The organism is Mannheimia sp. ZY171111, from assembly GCF_017750945.1.
In the GTDB taxonomy this organism is placed as follows: Bacteria; Pseudomonadota; Gammaproteobacteria; order Enterobacterales; family Pasteurellaceae; genus Mannheimia; species Mannheimia pernigra.
This window is the reverse complement of the sequence record NZ_CP046532.1, coordinates 1,924,987-1,945,501: the sequence shown is the minus strand read 5'-3', so window position 1 is coordinate 1,945,501 and position 20,515 is coordinate 1,924,987. Positions and strand designations below refer to the sequence as shown.

Sequence of the window (20,515 nt, the reverse complement as noted above, 5' to 3'; positions counted from 1 at the left end):
GATATTTGTTATTGCTACAAGCGGTTATATTTTAATTAAAATTTGCAAAAAAATTTAACAAAACTAACCGCTTTTCACTTTATTAGGCAAGATAGATTGAAAAAGTTCTCGGCTTTTTAGTGGCTGAGAACCTAAATAAGGCTTCAATGCAATTCGGGTAAATCGTTTGGCAGCTTGTTGTGTTTGTTTTTCTGAAAAATCTAATTGAGCAAACGCCAATAAATCACAGCCTAAAAAGCTATTGTTATTTTGTAATAATGAGGCAATAAAGCCTTCACTTTCTCTAAATTGGTAACTCATTTTCGGATCAATTGGCAAACCTGTTGCCGTACAATGGGTAAAATCTACGCCATAGCCTAATGCTTTTAATGTATGAAATTCAAAAGTACGCAAAATCGGCTCAATTTGGTGTTGAGTAGCCAGCTCCGTCATACAACGCAAATAATGTTGAAATAATTCAGGGTAAGCGGTCTGATTTTCTAACACTCTTGCAAGCACCTCATTGATATAAAAACCGCTATAAAGTGCAGCCGTTTCCATTGGTAAAGTAAGAGCAGCAGGCTCTGCCTTTGTGAGTGTTTTTAAATCACCCTTGCCAGACCAACGCACTAACAAGGGTGTAAAAGGCTGAAGCACGGCTTTCAACGGCGAGCGAGCCCGCCTTGCACCTTTAGCAAGTAAAGTAATCCGCCCGTGATGTTCGGTAAAAAACTCCACTAATAAACTGCTTTCGCTGTATTCTCTGCGATGGAGTACAAAGGCTCGTTGCCATTGATCTGTGGTCATAATTAATCCCGACTATATGTCACTTTCTTTGCTTCGCCAAAGAAAGTAACCAAAGAAAGGCGACCCTACTTCACCGCTGTCTTCGCTTGGTTTGAATTTGCTTAACGAAAAAATTCCAAACTCGCCGCTTCGCTGCTCAAACAAGGAATTTTTCCTACAAATTCAAAGTCGCTCAGGCGGTTCAGAAGGGAACTCGGCAGAGCATCATTTTGCAAAATTTTTCAAAAAAATCACCGCTTGTATGGTCGGATCGGTTCCCTTCTGAGTTGCCCGAACGACTTGAAATTTTTAGGAAAATAACCCGAGCGAGAGCGAAGCGAACATCAGGGTTATTTTTCGTTAAGAAAATTTCAACCAAGTGAGGATAGCAACGAAGCAGGGTGTGCTTTCTTTTGGTTACTTTTCTTTGCACAAGTAAAGAAAAGTGACAAAAAAACTACTCATCCATATACCCTAAACTTCTCAATGCTCTTTCATCATCCGCCCAACCAGCTTTTACTTTCACCCAAAGCTCAAGGTGCACTTGGTTGTCAAATAGGCGTTCCATATCTTTTCGAGCTTCAATGCCGATGGTTTTGATTTTTTGCCCCCCCGCACCAATAACCATTTTTTTCTGACCATCTCGTTCTACTAAAATCAAGCCATTGATTTCATACACCCCACGCTCATTCATTTTAAATTGTTCGATTTCTACCGTTACCGAATAAGGTAACTCTTCACCTGTAAAACGCATTAGTTTTTCACGAATAATTTCTGATGCCATAAAGCGTTGAGAGCGGTCTGTCACATACTCTTCAGGAAAGTGGTGCTCACCTTGACGCAGTGATTGACGCACAAATTTCTGTAAAATATGCACATTTTTACCCCGTTGTGCCGAAATTGGCAGAATTTCAGCAAAATCAAATTTTTGTGAAAGCTCGGTAATATGCGGCAGAAGTTCTTCTTTTTCCTTGATGTTATCAATTTTATTGATTGCCAATAAAACAGGGGCTTTTGCCGAACGCAATTTGTTTAACACCATTTCATCATCTTCTGTCCATTTTGTGCCTTCCACAACAAAGATGATGAGATCTACATCGCCAATAGCAGAACTTGCTGCACGGTTCATTAAACGATTAATCGCACGTTTTTCTTCTATGTGTAAGCCCGGGGTATCTACATAAATCGCTTGGTATTGATCTTCAGTGTGAATGCCAACAATACGATGGCGAGTCGTTTGAGCTTTGCGTGAGGTAATGGAAATTTTTTGTCCTAAAATCTTATTTAATAATGTTGATTTCCCTACATTTGGGCGACCAACAATCGCAATAAAACCGCAGTAGGTTTTGGCTGTTTGTTCTGTCATTTTGTATTCCTTTTATTTATAACCCTCTCCCCTTGTGGGAGAGGGACAGATTTTTATTCATTCAGAATAAAAATCAGGGAGAGGGGGGAATCTAATATCATACCCATAAGCCCCCTCTCTCTGCTTATTTCGCTGAACGCTCATACGCGGTCTCTCTCCCACAAGGGGAGAGAGTGCTTACTTCTTCATTTTAATCGATTCTAACACTTTCTCCGCCGCATTCTGCTCTGCTTTACGGCGGCTTGTGCCTGTTCCGATAAAGATTTCCTCAATATTAATCACTTTACAGGTTACACGGAAAGTTTGGTTATGAGCTTCGCCTTTAATATCTAATACATCATATTCAGGCAATGGCAATTTTCTACCTTGTAAAAACTCTTGCAGGCGTGTTTTCGGATCTTTTTGTGAATCGCCTGGACTGATGTCTTTAAGCAAATCTGAATACCAATCTTCCACCTTTTCCATTGCTTTTGCCATATCTTGATCGAGATAAATGGCCGCAATAATCGCTTCAACACAGTCCGATAAAATCGATTCTCGGCGAAAACCACCACTTTTTAGCTCTCCTGGACCTAATTTTAGGTAGTCGCCTAAATCAAATTTGCGAGCAATAATCGCTAGAGTTTGCTCACGCACAAGAGTTGCTCTCATACGGCTAAGCTCACCTTCATTCGCTTTTGGAAATTTGTCGTATAATACTTTACCAATAGTAAAATTTAAAATTGAATCGCCTAGAAATTCAAGACGCTCATTGTTTTTGGTTGCCGCACTGCGGTGTGTTAAGGCCTGAATGAGGTAATCAAGGTTATGAAATTGATAACCTAATTTTTTCTGTAATCGTTCTAGTTGCATAGTTTATGTGAATAAAGGGGCGTATCTCATACGCCCCTGTTAAGATTAATTGATTGAGGTAAACATTCTAGAAAAACGAAGCCCCGTTGGGAATTCATTTGCTTTTTTATCTAAACTTAACCAAATAAAAGTGGCTTTACCAACGATGTTTCTCTCAGGCACAAAGCCCCAGAAGCGGCTATCTTCACTGTTATCACGGTTATCGCCCATCACAAAATAGTGTCCTTGTGGCACAATCCATTCACCCTCTACTTGCCCTTCTTGTTGGTAGAAATAAGGTGCATAGTTAAATGCCATTGGATGATTTAAAATTTGATGAGTTACATTACCTTTTTCGGTGCGTTCGATTTGCATTTCACCATGATAAAAAAACTCAGGATTTGGCTTGCCTTCACTGTATTCAAACACATTGGCTTCACCATTAATTTTAGTTATTGTTAATTGCTGAGTTGCAAAATCATATTTAAGCTTATCACCACCTACTGCCACCACACGCTTAATATAATCAATGTGTGGTTGTGCAGGTGCTTTAAACACAATCACATCGCCACGTTCAGGCTTACCTGTTTCAATTAAAGTATTTTGCCAAATTGGATCTTTAATACCGTAACTAAATTTGTTCACCACTAAAAAATCGCCCACACGCAATGTTGGCTCCATTGAACCACTTGGAATTTGAAATGGTTCAAATAAGAACGAGCGAAGTACTGTAACAAAGAATAAAATGCCGAAAAGTGAGGCAAAAAATTCGCCTACTGCGGATTTAGGTTGAATTTCCGCTATTTCTTCAGCGGTTAATTCTCTGCCTAAACGTTTTTGTTGTAGAGCAATCGCCTGTTTACGTCTTGGGTCAGCACTGAATTTGTAAAACGCCCAAAATCCACCACAAATAATAACCAAGGCAACTAAAATAATGGAAATAGTATTTGGCAGTTGCATTGAATCAAGCCATTGCCAAATACCATAAATAATACCTAGAAAAATAATTGGCATAAATTGTGCCACTGAATGCTCCTTTTTATTCAAAATTGCAAAGTTTTCTCAAAATATGACCGCTTGCAAGAGGTCGTATTTTACACGAATATTGACAATTAATCCTTACCCACATGAAGAATTGCCAAAAATGCTTCTTGTGGCACTTCTACGTTACCGAGAGATTTCATTCGTTTTTTACCCTCTTTTTGTTTTTGTAGCAGTTTCTTCTTACGACTTACATCACCACCGTAACATTTCGCCAGTACGTTTTTGCGTAGCTGTTTTACCGTAGAACGGGCAATAACGTGGTTGCCGATAGCCGCTTGAATCGCAATATCAAATTGCTGACGAGGAATCAGCTCACGCATTTTTTCTACTAATTCACGCCCACGATAAGCCGCATTTGCACGGTGAACGATAATCGCCAACGCATCAACACGCTCTCCGTTAATCATAATATCCACACGCACCATATCGGCAGTTTGGAAACGTTTGAAACCATAATCAAGTGAAGCATAGCCACGCGAGGTGGATTTTAAACGATCGAAGAAATCTAACACTACTTCGCCCATCGGGATCTCATAAGTTAACGCGATTTGGTTGCCGTGATACACCATATTGGTTTGCACGCCTCGCTTTTCCACACACAGGGTAATCACGTTGCCTAAGAACTCTTGCGGCACAAGCATATTACATTCTGCAATCGGCTCACGAATTTCCGCAATATTATTAATGGCAGGTAATTTAGATGGGCTATCGACATAAATGGTTTCGCCACTGGTTTCTACCACTTCGTAAACTACGGTTGGCGCGGTAGTAATCAAATCAAGATCGTATTCACGCTCTAAACGCTCTTGAATGATCTCCATATGCAACAAGCCTAAGAAGCCACACCGGAAGCCAAAGCCCAACGCACTTGAGGTTTCAGGCTCGTAGAAAAGGGATGCATCATTTAGGCTTAATTTGCCTAAGGCATCACGGAAGGCTTCATAATCGTCCGAACTAATCGGAAATAAACCTGCGTAAACCTGTGGTTTTACCTTCTTAAAGCCAGGTAATACTTCAGTTGCTGCGTTGTGATGATGAGTTAAAGTATCACCCACTGGAGCGCCTAAAATATCTTTAATCGCACAAACGACCCAGCCTACCTCGCCAGTTTTAAGTTCTGCGGTATCCACTTGTTTTGGTGTAAAAATACCAAGGCGATCGACGTTGTAAGACTGACCTGTACTCATCACTTTGATTTTATCGCCTTTTTTCAGCACACCGTTTTTCACACGCACTAAAGAAACAACGCCTAAATAGTTGTCAAACCAAGAGTCGATAATTAACGCTTGTAACGGTGCGTCAGGCTCACCTTCTGGGGCTGGAATTTTTTTGACAATATCTTCTAAAACATCTTCAATGCCTAATCCTGTTTTTGCTGAACAACGCACTGCATCAATCGCATCAATACCGACAATATCTTCAATCTCTTCTGCCACACGCTCAGGCTCGGCGGCTGGTAAATCGATTTTATTTAAAATCGGCACAACCTCTAAATCCATTTCAATTGCGGTATAACAATTCGCCAACGTCTGTGCTTCCACGCCTTGGCCTGCATCAACCACTAATAAAGCACCTTCACAAGCAGCAAGCGAGCGAGAAACTTCATATGAGAAATCCACGTGCCCTGGCGTATCAATAAAATTCAGCTGGTAAGTTTCGCCATCTTTCGCTTTATAGTTTAGGGTTACACTTTGTGCTTTAATAGTAATTCCACGCTCACGCTCAAGATCCATTGAATCTAATACTTGAGCCTCCATTTCACGGTCTGATAAGCCGCCACAAGTTTGAATTAAGCGGTCAGATAAAGTCGATTTGCCGTGATCGATATGAGCGATAATCGAAAAGTTACGAATATTTTGCATTTTCATCGGGCAGTTAATGTCCTGTTTTGTTATTTGTTTATCAAAAATTAATCGGGGAATTGTACTTGAAATACAAGGTTTTGCAAAGAAAACAAATAGCAATAAGCGGTTATTTTTTCCTAAAAATGTGCAAATTTCTTGAGAAAAATGACCGCTTGCACTCACCCTAATTGCAAATAATTTCCCGTAAATATAAAAAATATTGAGCAATCACAAATTTTTATTGTAAAATCCATAAGTTTTTTTAATTCATATTACACAGGTAGGAAATTATAATGCAATTCAGAGAAATCAACCCTTCCCCACGTTTATTAATGTGCCCTGGCCCAACAGATGCTGACCCACGTGTTTTGCGTGCAATGTCTGCACCCATTTTAGGTCAATTTGATCCAGAGTTTACCTCATTAATGAACGAAACAATGGAAATGGAACGCCGCTTATTCCAAACGAAAAATGAGCAAACTTATGTAGTCAACTCCACCTCTCGTGGTGGCTTAGAAACTGTTCTAACCGCAGCGATTTGCCCAGGCGATAAAGTGTTAATTCCTGCATTTGGTCGTTTTGGTTATTTATTAAATGAAATTTTAGCTCGTAGCGGTGCAGATATTACCATTATCGAAAGAGAGTGGGGAACCGTATTTGAACCAGAAGAAATTGAAGCAGAGTTGAAAAAAGGTGGCTACAAAGCCGTTGCAATTATTCACGGCGAAACCTCAACCTCTATGATGCAACCGTTAGAAGAGATCGGCAAAATCTGTAAACAATATGATGCCATGTTAATTGTAGATACCGTTGCAACCTTAGGCGGTGTAGATATTCGTGTGGATGAATGGGGCATTGATGCTTGTATCGGCGGTACACAAAAATGTATTTCCGCCCCATCAGGCACAGCTTTAATCACTTATAACAAACGGATTGAAGAGATTATTGCAAAACGTAAACGTGTGGAAAAAGGCATTCGTGCAGAGTCTGATGTAGATGGCACATTACCGCCAATTCCAAGTAACTACTTAGACTTGGCACAGCTACAAGATTACTGGAGCCCACGCCGTTTAAATCACCACACAGAAGCCACTTCTGCACAATATGGTGTACACGAAGCGTTACGCATTATTTTACAAGAAGGCTTAGAAGCTCGTTTTGCTCGCCATATTTTAAACGACAAAGCATTATGTGCTGGTTTAGAAGCAATGGGTTTGAAAATTTTTGGCGATCGCAAACACAAAGCCCCCGTTGTAACGGCATTCCACATTCCAGAAGGTATTAGTGGCCCTGCTTTGCGTAGCGATATTTTAAACCACTTCGGTATTGAATTAGCCACCTCATTCGGCCCCTTAGATGGAAAAGTAATCCGTATCGGTAATATGGGTTTCTCAAGCCAAAAACGTAACGTACTTTTAACCTTAGGTGCGTTAGAAGCCGTACTTTTAAGCCATAAAGTAAAAGTGCCTTCAGGCGATGCGGTTGCAGCTGCCTTGGCAGTCTATAAAGAGGCTGATAAATAACCACCTTCCTAAATTTACAATACAACTCACTAATAATTAATACTGTGGATATTTATCCACAGTAAAACCGCAGAAACTCAAAATATTTTCACAAATTTAATCTTTTCCTATTTTATTTAATCAAATTAAATATTATGATACGGAGCATTTCTTTTTTTAAGAATGAAAAGTAAAAATTTTAATGAGGAAATTTTGATATGCCAAACTTTAGTTTTACCTCCCCCCCCCCCCCGCCTGTATAAAAAACACACAAAAGAGCTCCCTGCTGTTACCTTGCTTACCGCTCTGATAGGGCTTAGCCAAGTCTCTTATGCCAATCCACTTCCTTTAGGCAACACCGCTGGCACCAATAACCTTGCTGTAGGTGAAGGTAGTTTCGCGTCAGGCACAGGTTCTCAAGCAGTCGGCAAGAATGCCATTGCAACCGGTGGTAATATCTCCCCCAAAGAATTCAATGCGGAGTTAGAAAACTTCCGTGATTTAGTTAATCAAATTGAAGAGTTACGTACTCAAATTGCTGAACAAGAAAAACAAGGCTCTGTTAATCAACAATTACAAGATGCTTTAAAGAGTCAGATTGCTCAATATGACACTATTTTAGAGCGTGTACGTGAAAAACAAGCACAACAAGTAACATTAGCCAATAGAGTTATACCAATTCGGAAAGAATTAGTTAATAGAAGAAACCAGTTACTAGAATTGCAAAATAATTTTAATACTAGTTTTTTACCAGGAAAAAATAAACAAGAAATATATCAAAATTTTACTACAGTAATAGAATCATTAGACTGGAGTAAATTATCAAAAACTAATGGGGTAGATCAATTAGCAACAGACTTAAAAACTAAAATTGAAACTGATTTCCCTAATATTAATCTTTCAAATGACAAATATAAAGATCTCATTGAAGGTTATCGCAATATTCAAGGTAACTTAGTAAATGCCATTCCTAACTTCCTGAATAGAGTTAATGATGATTTTGCTATAAAGGAAGAAACATATGGTTACTACCTTACTTATCATCCCAGTGGTATTAAGGAGTGGGGGCATTCTAATTTTAACTTTCGAACACTAAATGGAATTTATTATGATGATAATCTAACTTCAACAGAACTCATGCGAGCATTTATGAGTCAAAGAGCTACTGACACTATTTATGCTCTAAGTGATTCTTTCAGAACAAGAAATTATCATGGGATGGCTAACAATTACCATCTTGTAGTTGCGAAAATGTCCTATGAAAACCTGAAAAAAGAATTATCCAATAAACTCGACTCTACATTTAATAAACTGAAAAATCTATATGGAACCGATGGTGAATTCTTAATAGGTGGATATAATTCAAGCAATTACACTGGAAATTCATTTGAATTCTTAACAGCACCTGCGCTTAAAAGAAGTTTAAAAAACCAAGCAGAAATGTCATTCCCTAGCGATCTGTCTTGGAAATTTAATGTTACCAACTACGCTATTGCACGGACCACATCAAACATTACTGAAGAACAAATTGTTGATTTAGAAAAAACTGTAGAAAAGTTCAATAACTTCAGAGATTTAATTGATTATAATAGCGATGCGTGGATCTTTGATAAAGAAGAATATCGCACTTATATGAATGATAATGTAATTCCTTTTATGAATAAGGTAGAGGAATTTACTGTAACATTAAGAGCTTTATCTAGCAATAACTTAGGTGTAGAGGAACGTGCAACCAAAACAGCTGAAGTCGTTAAATTAAGAACATATCTCAATCAACAAGCAAAAAATCCTAAAAGTTATATTAATGGATTTGTACCTACCGATTGGATTCCTGAAATTAAAGATCAAATGACAAAATCCAAAAATCTATGGTTAAAATATGAAGAGGAAGCCAAAACAACATTAAAACCATACAAAGAAAATACAGTATCTAGTGCTATACAAGATGAAATCAAGAAAAAAACGGCTGAAATAGCTACTAAAGCACGAGAGGTTGGTGATAAAGAAAGGGAGATCGAGAGACTTGAAAACCAAATTAATGCTTTAGCTTTAACTGGTGAAGAAAAACTTGCGGAAGATGTGAAAAATGATTTAACCTCAAAGCTTGATGAGGCTAAAGCAGCCTTAGCAAAAAACCAGCAAACGCTCAAAGAAAAGCGTGATGAATTACTAGGGCTAAATAACCAATTAGATAACTCACCACTGGGTAAAAAAGGTAAAAATGCACTTGCAGAAGGCACGAATGCCTTTGCTTCTGGTGAGAATGCCATCGCATTCGGCACGGATTCACAAGCTACGGGTAATAATGCTATCGCACTAGGTGCAAATTCAAAAGCAAACGCAGAAAGTGCGATTGCAATTGGTAAAGGTGCACAAGCATTAAAAGAAAAAGCCCTTGCTTTAGGCGAAAATGCCATTGCCAACGGGGCATCTGCTATTGCGATTGGTGATAATGTAGGTGTTTCTGGTGAAAAAGCCGTAGGTATTGGTTCAAATTCTATTGTATTCGGCGATGGTGCAGTAAGTATTGGTGCAGATAATATCGTTGTGCATAAAAATGCAGTAGTTATTGGTTCAAATATTACCCAAACAGCTGAAAACTCAGTAAATTTAGGCAATGAATCCGCAACAACCGTAAAACTGACACCTGAAACGGCTGGCACAACGCAATACGCACATGCCGAGATTTTAGGTGAGATCTATAAATTTGCCGCCTCAGAGCCTGCTGGAGTCGTGACTGTTGGGGCAAAAGGTAAAGAGCGTCGTGTTCAAAATGTTGCGGCTGGTTTAGTTTCTGAAACCAGTACTGATGCAGTAAATGGTAGCCAATTATATGCCGTAGCCAAAGCAGCTAATGAAGGTAAACTCGGTGCGGTAAAATATAAAACGACTGAAACTGCTACGGGTACTAAAGGTACAGTAGAGATTGCTACCCATTTAGGTGGTGATGAAGTTAATATCCAAAATAGCTCTGGCACGGCTCGTCGCCTAACTGGCGTTTCTGAAGGTCTTGCACCAACAGATGCGGTAAATAAACAACAACTTGAGAGTGGATTAGATACTCTAACCACAGCAGCTAATGAAGGTAAAATCGGTGCAGTAAAATATAAAACGACCGAAACTGCTACGGGCACTAAAGGTGTAGTAGAGATTGCCACTCATTTAGGTGGTGATGAAGTTAATATCCAAAATAGCTCTGGCACGGCTCGTCGCTTAACTGGCGTTTCTGAAGGTCTTGCACCAACAGATGCGGTAAATAAAGCACAGCTTGATAGTGGATTAGATACTCTAACTACAGCAGCCAATGAAGGTAAAATCGGTGTTGTAAGATATACAACTACAGGTGTAGTAGGGATTGCTAACCATTTAGATGGTAATGAAGTCAATATCAGCAATAAGTCTGGCAATACTCGTCTCTTAACTGGACTTTCTGAAGGTCTTGCACCAACAGATGCGGTAAATAAAGCACAACTTGATCGTGAAATAGGTGTAGTAAATAACAAAATCAGTGGTGTAGAAAACAAAGTCGGTAATGTAGTTAGCAGAGTCGGTGATGTAGTAAACAGAGTCGGTAACGTAGAAAACAGAGTCGGTAACGTAGAAAACAGAGTCGGTAATGTAGAAAACAAAGTCGGTAATGTAGTCAACAGAGTCGGTAATGTAGAAAACAGAGTCGGTGGTGTAGAAAACAGAGTCGGTAATGTAGAAAACAGAGTCGGTAATGTAGAAAACAAAGTCGGTAATGTAGTCAACAGAGTCGGTGGTGTAGAAAACAGAGTCGGTGGTGTAGAAAACAGAGTCGGTGGTGTAGAAAACAGAGTCGGTGGTGTAGAAAACAGAGTCGGTGGTGTAGAAAACAGAGTTGGTGATGTAGAAAACAAAGTCGGTAATGTAGTCAACAGAGTCGGTGGTGTAGAAAACAGAGTTGGTGATGTAGAAAACAGAGTCGGTAATGTAGTCAACAGAGTCGGTGGTGTAGAAAACAGAGTTGGTGGTGTAGAAAACAGGGTCGGTAATGTAGAAAAAGAGGTAAAAAACGTGAAAGGTTCGGTATCAAATGCTATCGCAATAGCAAGCTTACCTCAAGTATCTGTACCAGGAAAACGTCAACTCTCTGTCGCTACAGGCCATACCCTTGGTACCACTTCAGTTGCAGTAGGTTTAAATGGCCTTAGTGATAACGGTAGAATATCTTACAAGCTAGGCACATCTGTATCGCAAAACAGTAATTTTGCGGTTGGTGCTGGTATTGGTTTCTCATGGTAAGGAAACATAATGTATTGTATGACTAAAAAAATGAATGCTCATTTTGTAAAGGCAAACAAAATACTTGCTGCTATGTTACTTTTAGCTCCATTAGGTTTCTCTTATGCTGATGAGGCGAGCTTAACAAAATACCAGCAAGCACGTATTGCGGTAACTTATAAAGGTAACGTTGGTGATCTCTCTCAACAACTCGCTGAGAAGTTAGGAATTGGTTATTATGCCACACAGCATAATTCATCTATTCAAGTAAAGTTGAAACAGACCGATAACGACACCTTGCAACATTTGCTCGATCAAATAAACCAGCAACTTAAACAGCAAAATAGTAACCAGCAATTACGCTTTGATATGCTAGATGATAAAGTAGTGTTGGCTTTAGTTGGCAACAATGTCAGTTTAGCTCCAACTCAATTTATTGGGGATGTGGTCTATGATAATAAAGCTCTAGTTCAAGAAGAGGAAGAGCGTAATATTATCTCTGTACCCATAGTTTCAGATCCTACTGAGAAAGAAAGTGAGAAATCAGAAGATGACTCCTCAAAAAAACTTATTGAGAATATATCAGTACCTCCTCAATCAAATAAAGGATCATATAGCGAGGTTAGCAGTGCTGAAGAAAAAAAGCTCGGTGATATTTTAGCATTGAGTCAAAATACGAAATTAATTAGTCAATATGCTAAACGAAAAGTGCCTACCTATAATGTGGTTAACCAACACGCATTAGGGTTAGAAAATATCCGTAGTACTAAAATCAGTACCTTCTTAATTTTTAAAGATGGCATTGATATGAGTAAATATAAAGTTGAAGGTCAATTTCAGGATATCGCTATCGTAGGTAACGTAGTTGGAATTTTACATCGTCAGAAAACACCGCCGAAGGAAATTTTAATTACAGCGCCTGATAAACAGCAATATAAACTAGCTAAAGCTAATTAAATACCCTTGCTAAAAAACAAATAGGTTAAATTCTGCACTGAATTTAACCTATTTTTATTTACCTATAAAAATAGGTTATAATTTTTCACACATTTTTTGTAATAAACGTATACTTATTCTGTCTAATAGTCACATTTTTAGTTAGGAGCATTTTTATGTCATCATTTTCAACCCAGTCAGCTTGCTCAATGACAGCTTGTAAAAACGGCTTGGGCTTTCTTGTATTACGTCTATTTCTTGCTTATGAATTTTTTGAAGCAGGGTTATCAAAACTAAACGGTGAAAATTGGTTTGCCTCAATTCAAGAGAGCTTCCCATTCCCCTTTAACGTACTACCAGCCGATCTTAGCTGGGCTATTGCTAGCGGAGCGGAAATCTTACTGCCTATTTTACTCGCTTTAGGTCTGTTCACCCGCTTCAGTGCGTTAGGATTAATGATCTTAACAGCGGTAGCGTGGTATGCTGTTCACGCTGGCAATGGCTACAATGTCTGCAACAATGGCTATAAAATGGCACTCATTTATTTAGTGATGTTAGTACCACTTTTACTACAAGGTGCTGGCTCACTCTCTCTCGATTTTCTGTTACAGAAAAAATCCCCAACCAAACGCTGGTTGAAATTCCTTTAATCCCTTAATTTATGGAGAATTTTTTAATGAAAAAAGCAACTTTAATGGCATTAGCTGGTGCATTAACTATGGCAACCGCAACTGTAAACGCTGAAACTAAATCAGTGAAAGCAGATGCTTGTATGGAAGTAAAAGATGGCAAATGTGTAAAAACCAAAGCTACAGAAGGTAAATGTGGCGAAGGCAAATGCGGAGCAACCTCTTCTGAGCCAAAAGCAACCGAAGGTAAATGCGGCGAAGGGAAATGTGGAGCAACGGCACCAAAAGCGGCAGAAGGTAAATGCGGTGAAGGCAAGTGTGGAGCCTCTAAATAAGTAGCGAAGGTGCGTTTTCTAAACGCACCTAACCTCTTATAAACACAATCTACAAGCGGTTAAATTCCGCTGATTTTTTGCAAATTAAAGGAACAAGACGATGCTAAAATTTACTGGTGCCGGTCTAGGCTATCGCCGTGATCTAGCGGACGGATTTTTATCTCTCACAGATAACAATATAATTAATTTTATGGAAGTAGCCCCAGAAAACTGGCTGAAAATGGGCGGTCAGGCTCGGTATAACTTCGATAAAGTCGCTGAAAAAATCCCTGTTATTATTCACGGTTTATCCCTCTCTCTCGGCGGGCAAGCGCCTTTAGATATGACGCTACTAAAAGGGATCAAGAATATGCAGCAGCAGTATAACTCCTTTTTCTTCTCTGATCATTTAAGCTATTGCGAATGTGAAGGGCATTTATATGACCTGCTGCCAATGCCGTTTACCGATGAAGCCGTACATCACGTGGCAAATCGCATTAAACAAGTGCAAGATTATTTAGGTATGCAAATTTCCCTTGAAAATACGTCCTACTATCTGCATTCACCAACCAGTACGATGAATGAGGTAGAGTTTCTCAATGCAATTGCCCAAGAAGCGGATTGTGGCATTCACCTTGATGTGAATAATATTTATGTTAATGGCGTAAATCACGGCTTGCTTGATCCATTTGTATTTATTGATCAAGTGGATAAATCTCGTGTCAATTATATTCATATTGCAGGCCACGATGAAGATCACGGTGCGGCGGAAGAAGTTAAAATGACCGAGGGCGAATCATTTAATATGGTGAAAGGCGAATTGCGTCATCTGCCAACTTTATTGGTCGATACCCACGGAGAAGCGGTACAAAAAACCGTGTGGGATTTACTAGAGTACACCTATGAACGCCTACCGCATATTCCACCAACACTGTTAGAACGGGATTTCAACTTCCCACCGTTTCAAGAACTGATTAGTGAAGTACAGCACATTATGAGCTTACAGAAAAAATATGCAAAAACGAGGCTAAAAAATGCCGCTTAAACTCGTTGAAGAACACAAACCTTCACTCAAAGAGATTCAAGCCGAGTTTACGAATGCAATTCGCCATAACGATGTAAAGCTGATGAGTGGTAATATCTCTCCACAGCGGCTTGGCGTCTATTCTCGCTTGGTTCGCAATAATACTCTCGGTTTTATCGACCGTTGTTATGTACAGCTCCCTCAACATCTAAGTCCTGAAGAATGGCTTGCAGTCAAAGAAAAATTTATACGAGAAGGTAAGGCTCACTCGCCCTTTTTCCAAGATATTGCTGGCGAATTTCTCAATTTTTGCCGAGAAAATGGCTGTATGCCACCACACTTGCTTGAGTTGATGGACTTTGAAAATGCTCAATTACTGGCTGAGGTATCAATGACAACCGTACCATCAGAATTTGAATGGGATAACGATACTATAATGCAATTTTCTGGTGCAGCTGAGCTGCGTCAATATGAAACTCACTTTCTACGTAGTAACTTCAAGCAGTTTGAACAAGAACCCAGTAATGCGTTAGTTTGGCGAGATGCTGAATTTGGTATTTATCATAATACGCTTGAGGAACTCGATTTTTTCTTGCTCAGCTCATTACAGGAAGGGGCAAATTCACTCAATGGCTTATTTGAAGAACTCAGTGAATTTCTCGACCAAAACACAAATTTGAAAGCCGTATTACAGCAGATTTGGGTAAAATGGGTAAATGCAGACGTGATTTATCCCGTATAGTATGACTTTCTTTTTAACAAAAAAGAAAAGAGAGAATGAAGAATCAAATAAACAACGTTATCCATAGAATATAGATGAATACTCCAATCCTACGACAAATTTCCCCTCAGCAGCTAGAAGAAATCCGACTGCAAATGGTGAAATTTGCCATTTTACATTTAAAAAATAGAGATCTTGCCGAAGATGCGGTACAAGAAGCCTTTGTCAGTGCATATAAATATGCTGATAGTTTTAAAGGTAAAAGTGCATTAAAAACTTGGTTATTTGCAATTTTAAAAAATAAGCTCGTTGATCTACTCAAGACTAAGAGCAAAATGGTAGCTATATCCGAATTAGTCGAACAAGACGAAAAAGATCTCAGCGAGAAATTATTCCACGAAAACGGGATGTGGGATAGTGATGTTTATCAATCCTCCGAATGGAAAAGCACGGATAGCCAAGCTTATTCCGATCAGTTTTGGCAAGTATTTGACCTTTGCCTGAATCATTTACCGCCAAGCCAAGCTCGAGTATTTATGATGCGAAGCCACTTGGAAATGCAAAGCGATGAAATTTGCAGAGAATGTGATATTTCCACTGCAAATCTGCATACACTACTTTATCGGGCAAGATTACAGCTACAAGTTTGCCTAACACAAAAATGGTTTGGAGAATAATATGTTTAATTGTAAGAAATATACCGAGTTAATTTCCTTCTCTTGTGAACAAAAATTGATGTTTAAACAGAAATTACAGCTCGAAGTTCACTTAATGATGTGCTCTCATTGCCGTAGTTTTCAGAAGAATTGCCAAACAGTAGAAAAATTAATGAAAGAGTTTAAATAATAAAATACGATGTCATCTCGTATATGTTCGATATGACAAGAGCAAATCCACAAATTTATATAGCGGCAGGTTTAACCTGCCGCTACATTCAAGAGATAAAGGCCTTTCCTTTGGTTTATTCTAAAATCGTCCCTTTACGGAAAGATGCTGAACTTTTCAATACTTTCATAAGAAAGTAGTAGCTTAAACCAGAAGGAATTAAACTCACATACCAAGAAAGATCAACCACAATCAATGAGCAAAGTGAACCAATTGTAATAGCTATGATTGCAGCCCAGTTAATCCCTTTGAAAATACCTTCTTTATTATATAAGTCATTTACGTTTAAAGTACGTTTTCTTAAGATGTAGTAATCGACGACCATTACCGCAAAAATAGGGCCTAAGAATGCCGAGTAAATTTTAATAAACAAAGATAATCCATCTGCTGATTCAGCAGTTACCAATTTCCAAGGCATTACACATATAGAAAGAATGCCCACTAAAATGGTGGCATGTGACCATTTCATTTTAAATGAATCCATTAAAATGTAAGATGGCGGAACAATATTATTCAACACGTTTGTCGTAACCTGTGCAAAAGCTATGAATAATAACGTTATTACAGTTAAAAATTTATTATCCATTGCAGTTGCAAATACTTCAATTGGGTCACTATTGCCTGTAGCTGCCGTAACTAACAACCCTATTAACCCCATAAATAAGGTTACAGGGAGGATTGATAATACATAAATCACACCTGTTGCTGTTGGGGTTGTTCCTTTTTTAACGTGGCGAGAATAATCGGAAGCATTTAAAATCATTGTTGAATAAATACCCAAGAATGCTGTAGTTGCAGCCCAGAATGGCATTCCCCAAGTGCCTTCAATATTGGCAAAGCGCTCGCCTATTTCTACAGAGAATTTTGTATTCACAACATAAAGCATATAAGCAAGAATACCGATGAGGAACACACAAGAAACATTTTCCAACCATTTAATACCTTTAAAACCATTAATGGATAAGCCAACTTGAAGAACAGTGAATAGCACATAAACAACAGGCAAGTTATCAAAACCGAACAACAGTTTTAAACACATATTGATAGCACCTGCCCCCACCCAACTTTGGAATCCAAACCAAACGATTGCAGGGACACCACGTAAAATACCAGGAATTTTTACACCTGTTGTACCAAAAGAGCTTCGTAGTTGGATTGGGAACGGAATACCATATTTATGCCCGCCATTGCCAATTAGCACAAGGCCGATAGCAATCACAATACAACCAAACGACATTGCAATAATCGCTTGTGTTATCGTTAACGCTCCAATCAGGCTTGCCCCCATAGAAAATGTACCAATAGAAACACAGCCACCTAAAAAACTTGCCCAATAGGAAAAGTTATCCATAATGCGTTCTTTGGTTGGCTGTAAGTCAACATTTACTTCTTTTGCTAACTCAGGGTTAAGTTGTGTGTTGTGTTGCATTGTTATGCTCCTTGTTTTGTTTTAGTAATAAATTTTCCAAAACCTTTACTGTCGGTGAGTTTCCCATCTTGAGCAATCACTTTACCACGTACGATGGTGCAAACTGGTAAACCTTGACCTTTTTTGCCCACATAAGCGGAGATTTTATTCACATATTGCAGATCTTCCGCTTTAATTTCCCACTGCTTGTTTGGGTCAATAATCGTAAAATCTGCATCAAATCCAACTTGAATATCGCCTTTCTGCCCATAAATACCGAACGCTTTAGCTGGTAATTTTGCCATTACATTTGCCAATACAGTTGGAGATATTCCACGCTTTATACAACCCTCATAGAAAGCCACTTGTACACAACTTTGAATGCCACTAATCCCGCCCCATACATCAAATACATTGTTAATTTTTTGACCTAAAATTTTATTGTACTTTTCATCATAAGAACAAGGAGAATGGTCGCTACTAATGCCGCTAAATGTCCCATCTACCACATAATTCCATAGACGATCAACATCAGATTTTGAGCGAAGTGGCGGAGCACATTTGAACAACGCCCCTTTTTCAATCACATCATCTTCACTAAAGCAGAGATAATGTGCACAGGTTTCAGCGGTAATATCATAGCCCTCTTGTTGAGCTTCTTTAATTTTTTGAGCTACATCAGGATGGCTAACATGGCAAATATGCGCCTTACAGCCCGTCGCTTTAGCAATTTCAATAATATTAATGGTGGCAAGCATTTCTGCAATAAGCGGACGGGAATCTAGAAATGCTCTCCAGTCTAAACGCCCTTCGTTTTTCATTCTTTGCTCTTGCCATTTGATGGTGGAAAAATCTTCACAATGGAAGCCAGCACGACCACCAAATTTTTGGATAATTTCCATTGCCTCAACAGTTTGACCATAGTTAAGTGAAGCATAATCAGGAGAAACAGGCCCAATAAAGGACTTTAACGCGACACAGCCTTTATCATTTAATTCACTTAAATGCTCAAAATTACTTGGTACTAAACCACCCCAGAAACAGTAATCGACATACGCATTTGGCGATACTTTAGCCATTTTGGCATCAAATATTTTGCCATTAGTTAAAGCAGGCTCATTTTGCAAAGGCATATCAATAATGGTGGTATATCCGCCAACTGCGGCGGCGGCTGTACCGTGTGCATAATCTTCACGCCATTCATAACCTGGGTCATTAAGATGGGTGTGAGTATCTATTGCCCCTGGAAAAACATAATTTCCTTTAACATCAATAACGTCTTTTGCATCTGGCTCTGTGCCTTCTTCTAAAATAGCAGCAATCTTACCTGAATTAACGGCAATATTACCGTTGAAAACGGTATCGGATAAGACTATCTTCCCATTTTTTATGATGAGATCATACATAGTCAAATACTCCTTATAGTTGTGTTTGTATTAAAATTTATAGGCAATTTACAAGCGGTCAAATTTTAAAAAAACTTTGCAAATCCCCTCATTTGAATATTATTCGTCTAATAATTGCTCAGCTAATTCTTGTTGTAATACCGCTGCTTTTGAGAAATAGTGATACTCAGTAAACTCTACTGGAGTATGGCTACGCCCCTCTTTACTTGGAACAAAAATCATCACAGTTGGAATTTTTTGCCCAATTTCTAATGAATCGTGTCCTGCTCCACTTGGCAAACGTTTATAGCTGAATTGGTGAGCTTTAGTAGCCTCTTCTAAAATGTTTAACATTTTTTCAGATAGCTTAACGGGTTGAATAACCAATTTTGTCTCTTTATCAAATCTCGAACCAATTTTTTTAGTTTCCTCCGCTAATGCTACATCAATTTTTGCCGTAATATCTTCAATATTTGCCATATTTAAAGAACGAATATCAACACTAAAGATCACTTTTTCTGCCACAATGTTAATCCCACCAGGTAGAACATTCATATAGCCAACCGTCGCTACAGTGCCATCATTTTTCTCTCTTGCCCAGTCTGCAATTTTAGCAATCACTTTAGTTGCCACATCAACGGCATCTAAACGCATATCCATTGGGGTTGTGCCTGCATGATCTGCTCGCCCATGAACCGTAAACATATGACGATGTAAGCCAACAATACCCGTTACTAAACCAATTTCAAGCCCTTGATTTTCTAACACCGGTCCTTGCTCAATATGGGTTTCAATAAAGTGGCCAATTGAGCCCTCTTCCCATTTTGCATTTTGAACTTTTTCTGGATCTAAACCATAATTACGCATTGCTTCATAAATGGAAATGCCATCTTTATCTAAGAATTTTTTGCAATACTCTGCATCACGAAGCCCTAACATTGCACCCGATCCAAAATAACCTGTGCCAAAACGCATACCTTCTTCGTCATTAAAGCCTGCAACGACAAAGCTACGTTTAAATTTTTTTCCGCTTTCTTTCAATAAACGAGCCGTTTCCAGTGCCGTAATCACGCCTGCGATACCATCATAATCGCCACCATGAAGCACACTGTCATAGTGAGAACCAGACATCACACAGGGTAAATTGGGCTCTTCGCCTTCTAAAATACCGAAAATATTTCCAGCTTCATCTTCTTTCACACGAAGACCAACTTCCACGATTAAATCTCTTAAATAATTTACCGCACTCCTCGCCTCTGGTGAGAACGGTAAACGTGTACAACCATTACCTGGTGTCGCGGTAAATTGTTTTAAAGTTTCTAAATTTTGCGTAATACGCTGAGTAATTCGTTCCATTTTTTTATTCCTTTTTATAAACGAAAATATTTCGCCATACGTTAATTTTTCTTACGATTTAGAATAAATACATCAACTGGCGAATATAACATTGCCACCAACATTAGCACAAATCCTATATGAATAAAGACATTATTCACTTGATAAATGCCAAGCATAATCAATGCAAACGCTAACATAATCACAATGAAAGCAAGAGTCATTTTGCCTGCTTTAGTTTTAAAAAAACTACTTTCTAATGTAGATTTTACTGTCATAAA

Annotated in this window: 18 protein-coding genes; 9 read left to right on the top strand and 9 right to left on the bottom strand. The window is 38.7% G+C overall.

What is annotated here, in order from left to right; all coding sequences use genetic code 11:
- Positions 1-63 precede the first annotated feature (63 nt).
- The 5 genes from recO to lepA form a co-directional block, all read right to left on the bottom strand.
- Complete coding sequence (recO, locus tag GM698_RS09280; RefSeq protein WP_006250642.1) at positions 64-786, bottom strand: DNA repair protein RecO; 723 nt, start codon at positions 784-786, stop codon at positions 64-66.
- Between the two features lie 436 nt (positions 787-1,222).
- Entirely contained in the window at positions 1,223-2,131 is a 909-nt protein-coding gene (era, locus tag GM698_RS09275; protein WP_176808656.1) for a GTPase Era, read from the bottom strand.
- Between the two features lie 177 nt (positions 2,132-2,308).
- Positions 2,309-2,983 carry a ribonuclease III gene (rnc, locus tag GM698_RS09270; RefSeq protein WP_176808657.1) on the bottom strand — a complete coding sequence of 225 codons (675 nt, stop codon included), beginning with the start codon at positions 2,981-2,983 and terminating at the stop codon, positions 2,309-2,311.
- A gap of 45 nt (positions 2,984-3,028) precedes the next feature.
- Positions 3,029-3,988 carry a signal peptidase I gene (gene lepB, locus GM698_RS09265; RefSeq protein WP_209289323.1) on the bottom strand — a complete coding sequence of 320 codons (960 nt, stop codon included), beginning with the start codon at positions 3,986-3,988 and terminating at the stop codon, positions 3,029-3,031.
- Positions 3,989-4,074: 86 nt separating this feature from the next.
- Entirely contained in the window at positions 4,075-5,868 is a 1,794-nt protein-coding gene (lepA, locus tag GM698_RS09260) for a translation elongation factor 4 (protein ID WP_176809037.1), read from the bottom strand.
- 275 nt (positions 5,869-6,143) lie between these two features.
- Between lepA and GM698_RS09255 the strand changes: the two genes are divergently transcribed.
- The 9 genes from GM698_RS09255 to GM698_RS09200 all read left to right on the top strand — a co-directional run bounded on the left by GM698_RS09255 (position 6,144) and on the right by GM698_RS09200 (position 16,067).
- Positions 6,144-7,373: an alanine--glyoxylate aminotransferase family protein gene (locus GM698_RS09255; RefSeq protein WP_176808659.1), complete on the top strand. Its 1,230-nt coding sequence runs from the start codon at positions 6,144-6,146 to the stop codon at positions 7,371-7,373.
- Between the two features lie 162 nt (positions 7,374-7,535).
- Entirely contained in the window at positions 7,536-11,618 is a 4,083-nt protein-coding gene (locus tag GM698_RS10620) for a YadA-like family protein (RefSeq protein WP_245189261.1), read from the top strand.
- 18 nt (positions 11,619-11,636) lie between these two features.
- Positions 11,637-12,554 carry a hypothetical protein gene (locus tag GM698_RS09230; protein ID WP_209289322.1) on the top strand — a complete coding sequence of 306 codons (918 nt, stop codon included), beginning with the start codon at positions 11,637-11,639 and terminating at the stop codon, positions 12,552-12,554.
- A gap of 188 nt (positions 12,555-12,742) precedes the next feature.
- Positions 12,743-13,183: a DoxX family protein gene (locus tag GM698_RS09225; RefSeq protein WP_176809038.1), complete on the top strand. Its 441-nt coding sequence runs from the start codon at positions 12,743-12,745 to the stop codon at positions 13,181-13,183.
- 26 nt (positions 13,184-13,209) lie between these two features.
- Positions 13,210-13,497: a hypothetical protein gene (locus tag GM698_RS09220; RefSeq protein WP_006248065.1), complete on the top strand. Its 288-nt coding sequence runs from the start codon at positions 13,210-13,212 to the stop codon at positions 13,495-13,497.
- Between the two features lie 100 nt (positions 13,498-13,597).
- Positions 13,598-14,521, top strand: a complete 924-nt coding sequence (locus tag GM698_RS09215; protein WP_176808661.1) for a DUF692 domain-containing protein — start codon at positions 13,598-13,600, stop codon at positions 14,519-14,521.
- Positions 14,511-15,242, top strand: a complete 732-nt coding sequence (locus tag GM698_RS09210; protein WP_209289321.1) for a DUF2063 domain-containing protein — start codon at positions 14,511-14,513, stop codon at positions 15,240-15,242. The genes GM698_RS09215 and GM698_RS09210 overlap by 11 nt, the downstream gene beginning before the upstream one ends.
- Positions 15,243-15,316: 74 nt before the next feature.
- Positions 15,317-15,898 (top strand): sigma-70 family RNA polymerase sigma factor, encoded by a 582-nt coding sequence (locus GM698_RS09205; RefSeq protein ID WP_176810132.1) that lies wholly within the window; start codon positions 15,317-15,319, stop codon positions 15,896-15,898.
- 1 nt (position 15,899) lies between these two features.
- On the top strand, positions 15,900-16,067 hold the full coding sequence (locus tag GM698_RS09200) for a zf-HC2 domain-containing protein (RefSeq protein WP_176810133.1): 168 nt from the start codon (positions 15,900-15,902) through the stop codon (positions 16,065-16,067).
- A 115-nt stretch (positions 16,068-16,182) separates the two neighbouring features.
- On the opposite strand, the gene GM698_RS09195 is transcribed toward GM698_RS09200, so the two are convergent.
- From GM698_RS09195 to GM698_RS09180, 4 genes are all read right to left on the bottom strand, one after another.
- Positions 16,183-17,535, bottom strand: a complete 1,353-nt coding sequence (locus GM698_RS09195) for an NCS1 family transporter (RefSeq protein ID WP_245189260.1) — start codon at positions 17,533-17,535, stop codon at positions 16,183-16,185.
- 2 nt (positions 17,536-17,537) lie between these two features.
- On the bottom strand, positions 17,538-18,920 hold the full coding sequence (gene allB / locus GM698_RS09190; protein WP_209289320.1) for an allantoinase AllB: 1,383 nt from the start codon (positions 18,918-18,920) through the stop codon (positions 17,538-17,540).
- Between the two features lie 99 nt (positions 18,921-19,019).
- The gene (locus tag GM698_RS09185; protein ID WP_176808666.1) at positions 19,020-20,255 is read right to left on the bottom strand and encodes a M20 family metallo-hydrolase; all 1,236 of its coding nucleotides are present in this window, start codon (positions 20,253-20,255) and stop codon (positions 19,020-19,022) included.
- Between the two features lie 41 nt (positions 20,256-20,296).
- On the bottom strand, positions 20,297-20,512 hold the full coding sequence (locus tag GM698_RS09180) for a hypothetical protein (protein ID WP_006252410.1): 216 nt from the start codon (positions 20,510-20,512) through the stop codon (positions 20,297-20,299).
- Positions 20,513-20,515 lie beyond the last annotated feature (3 nt).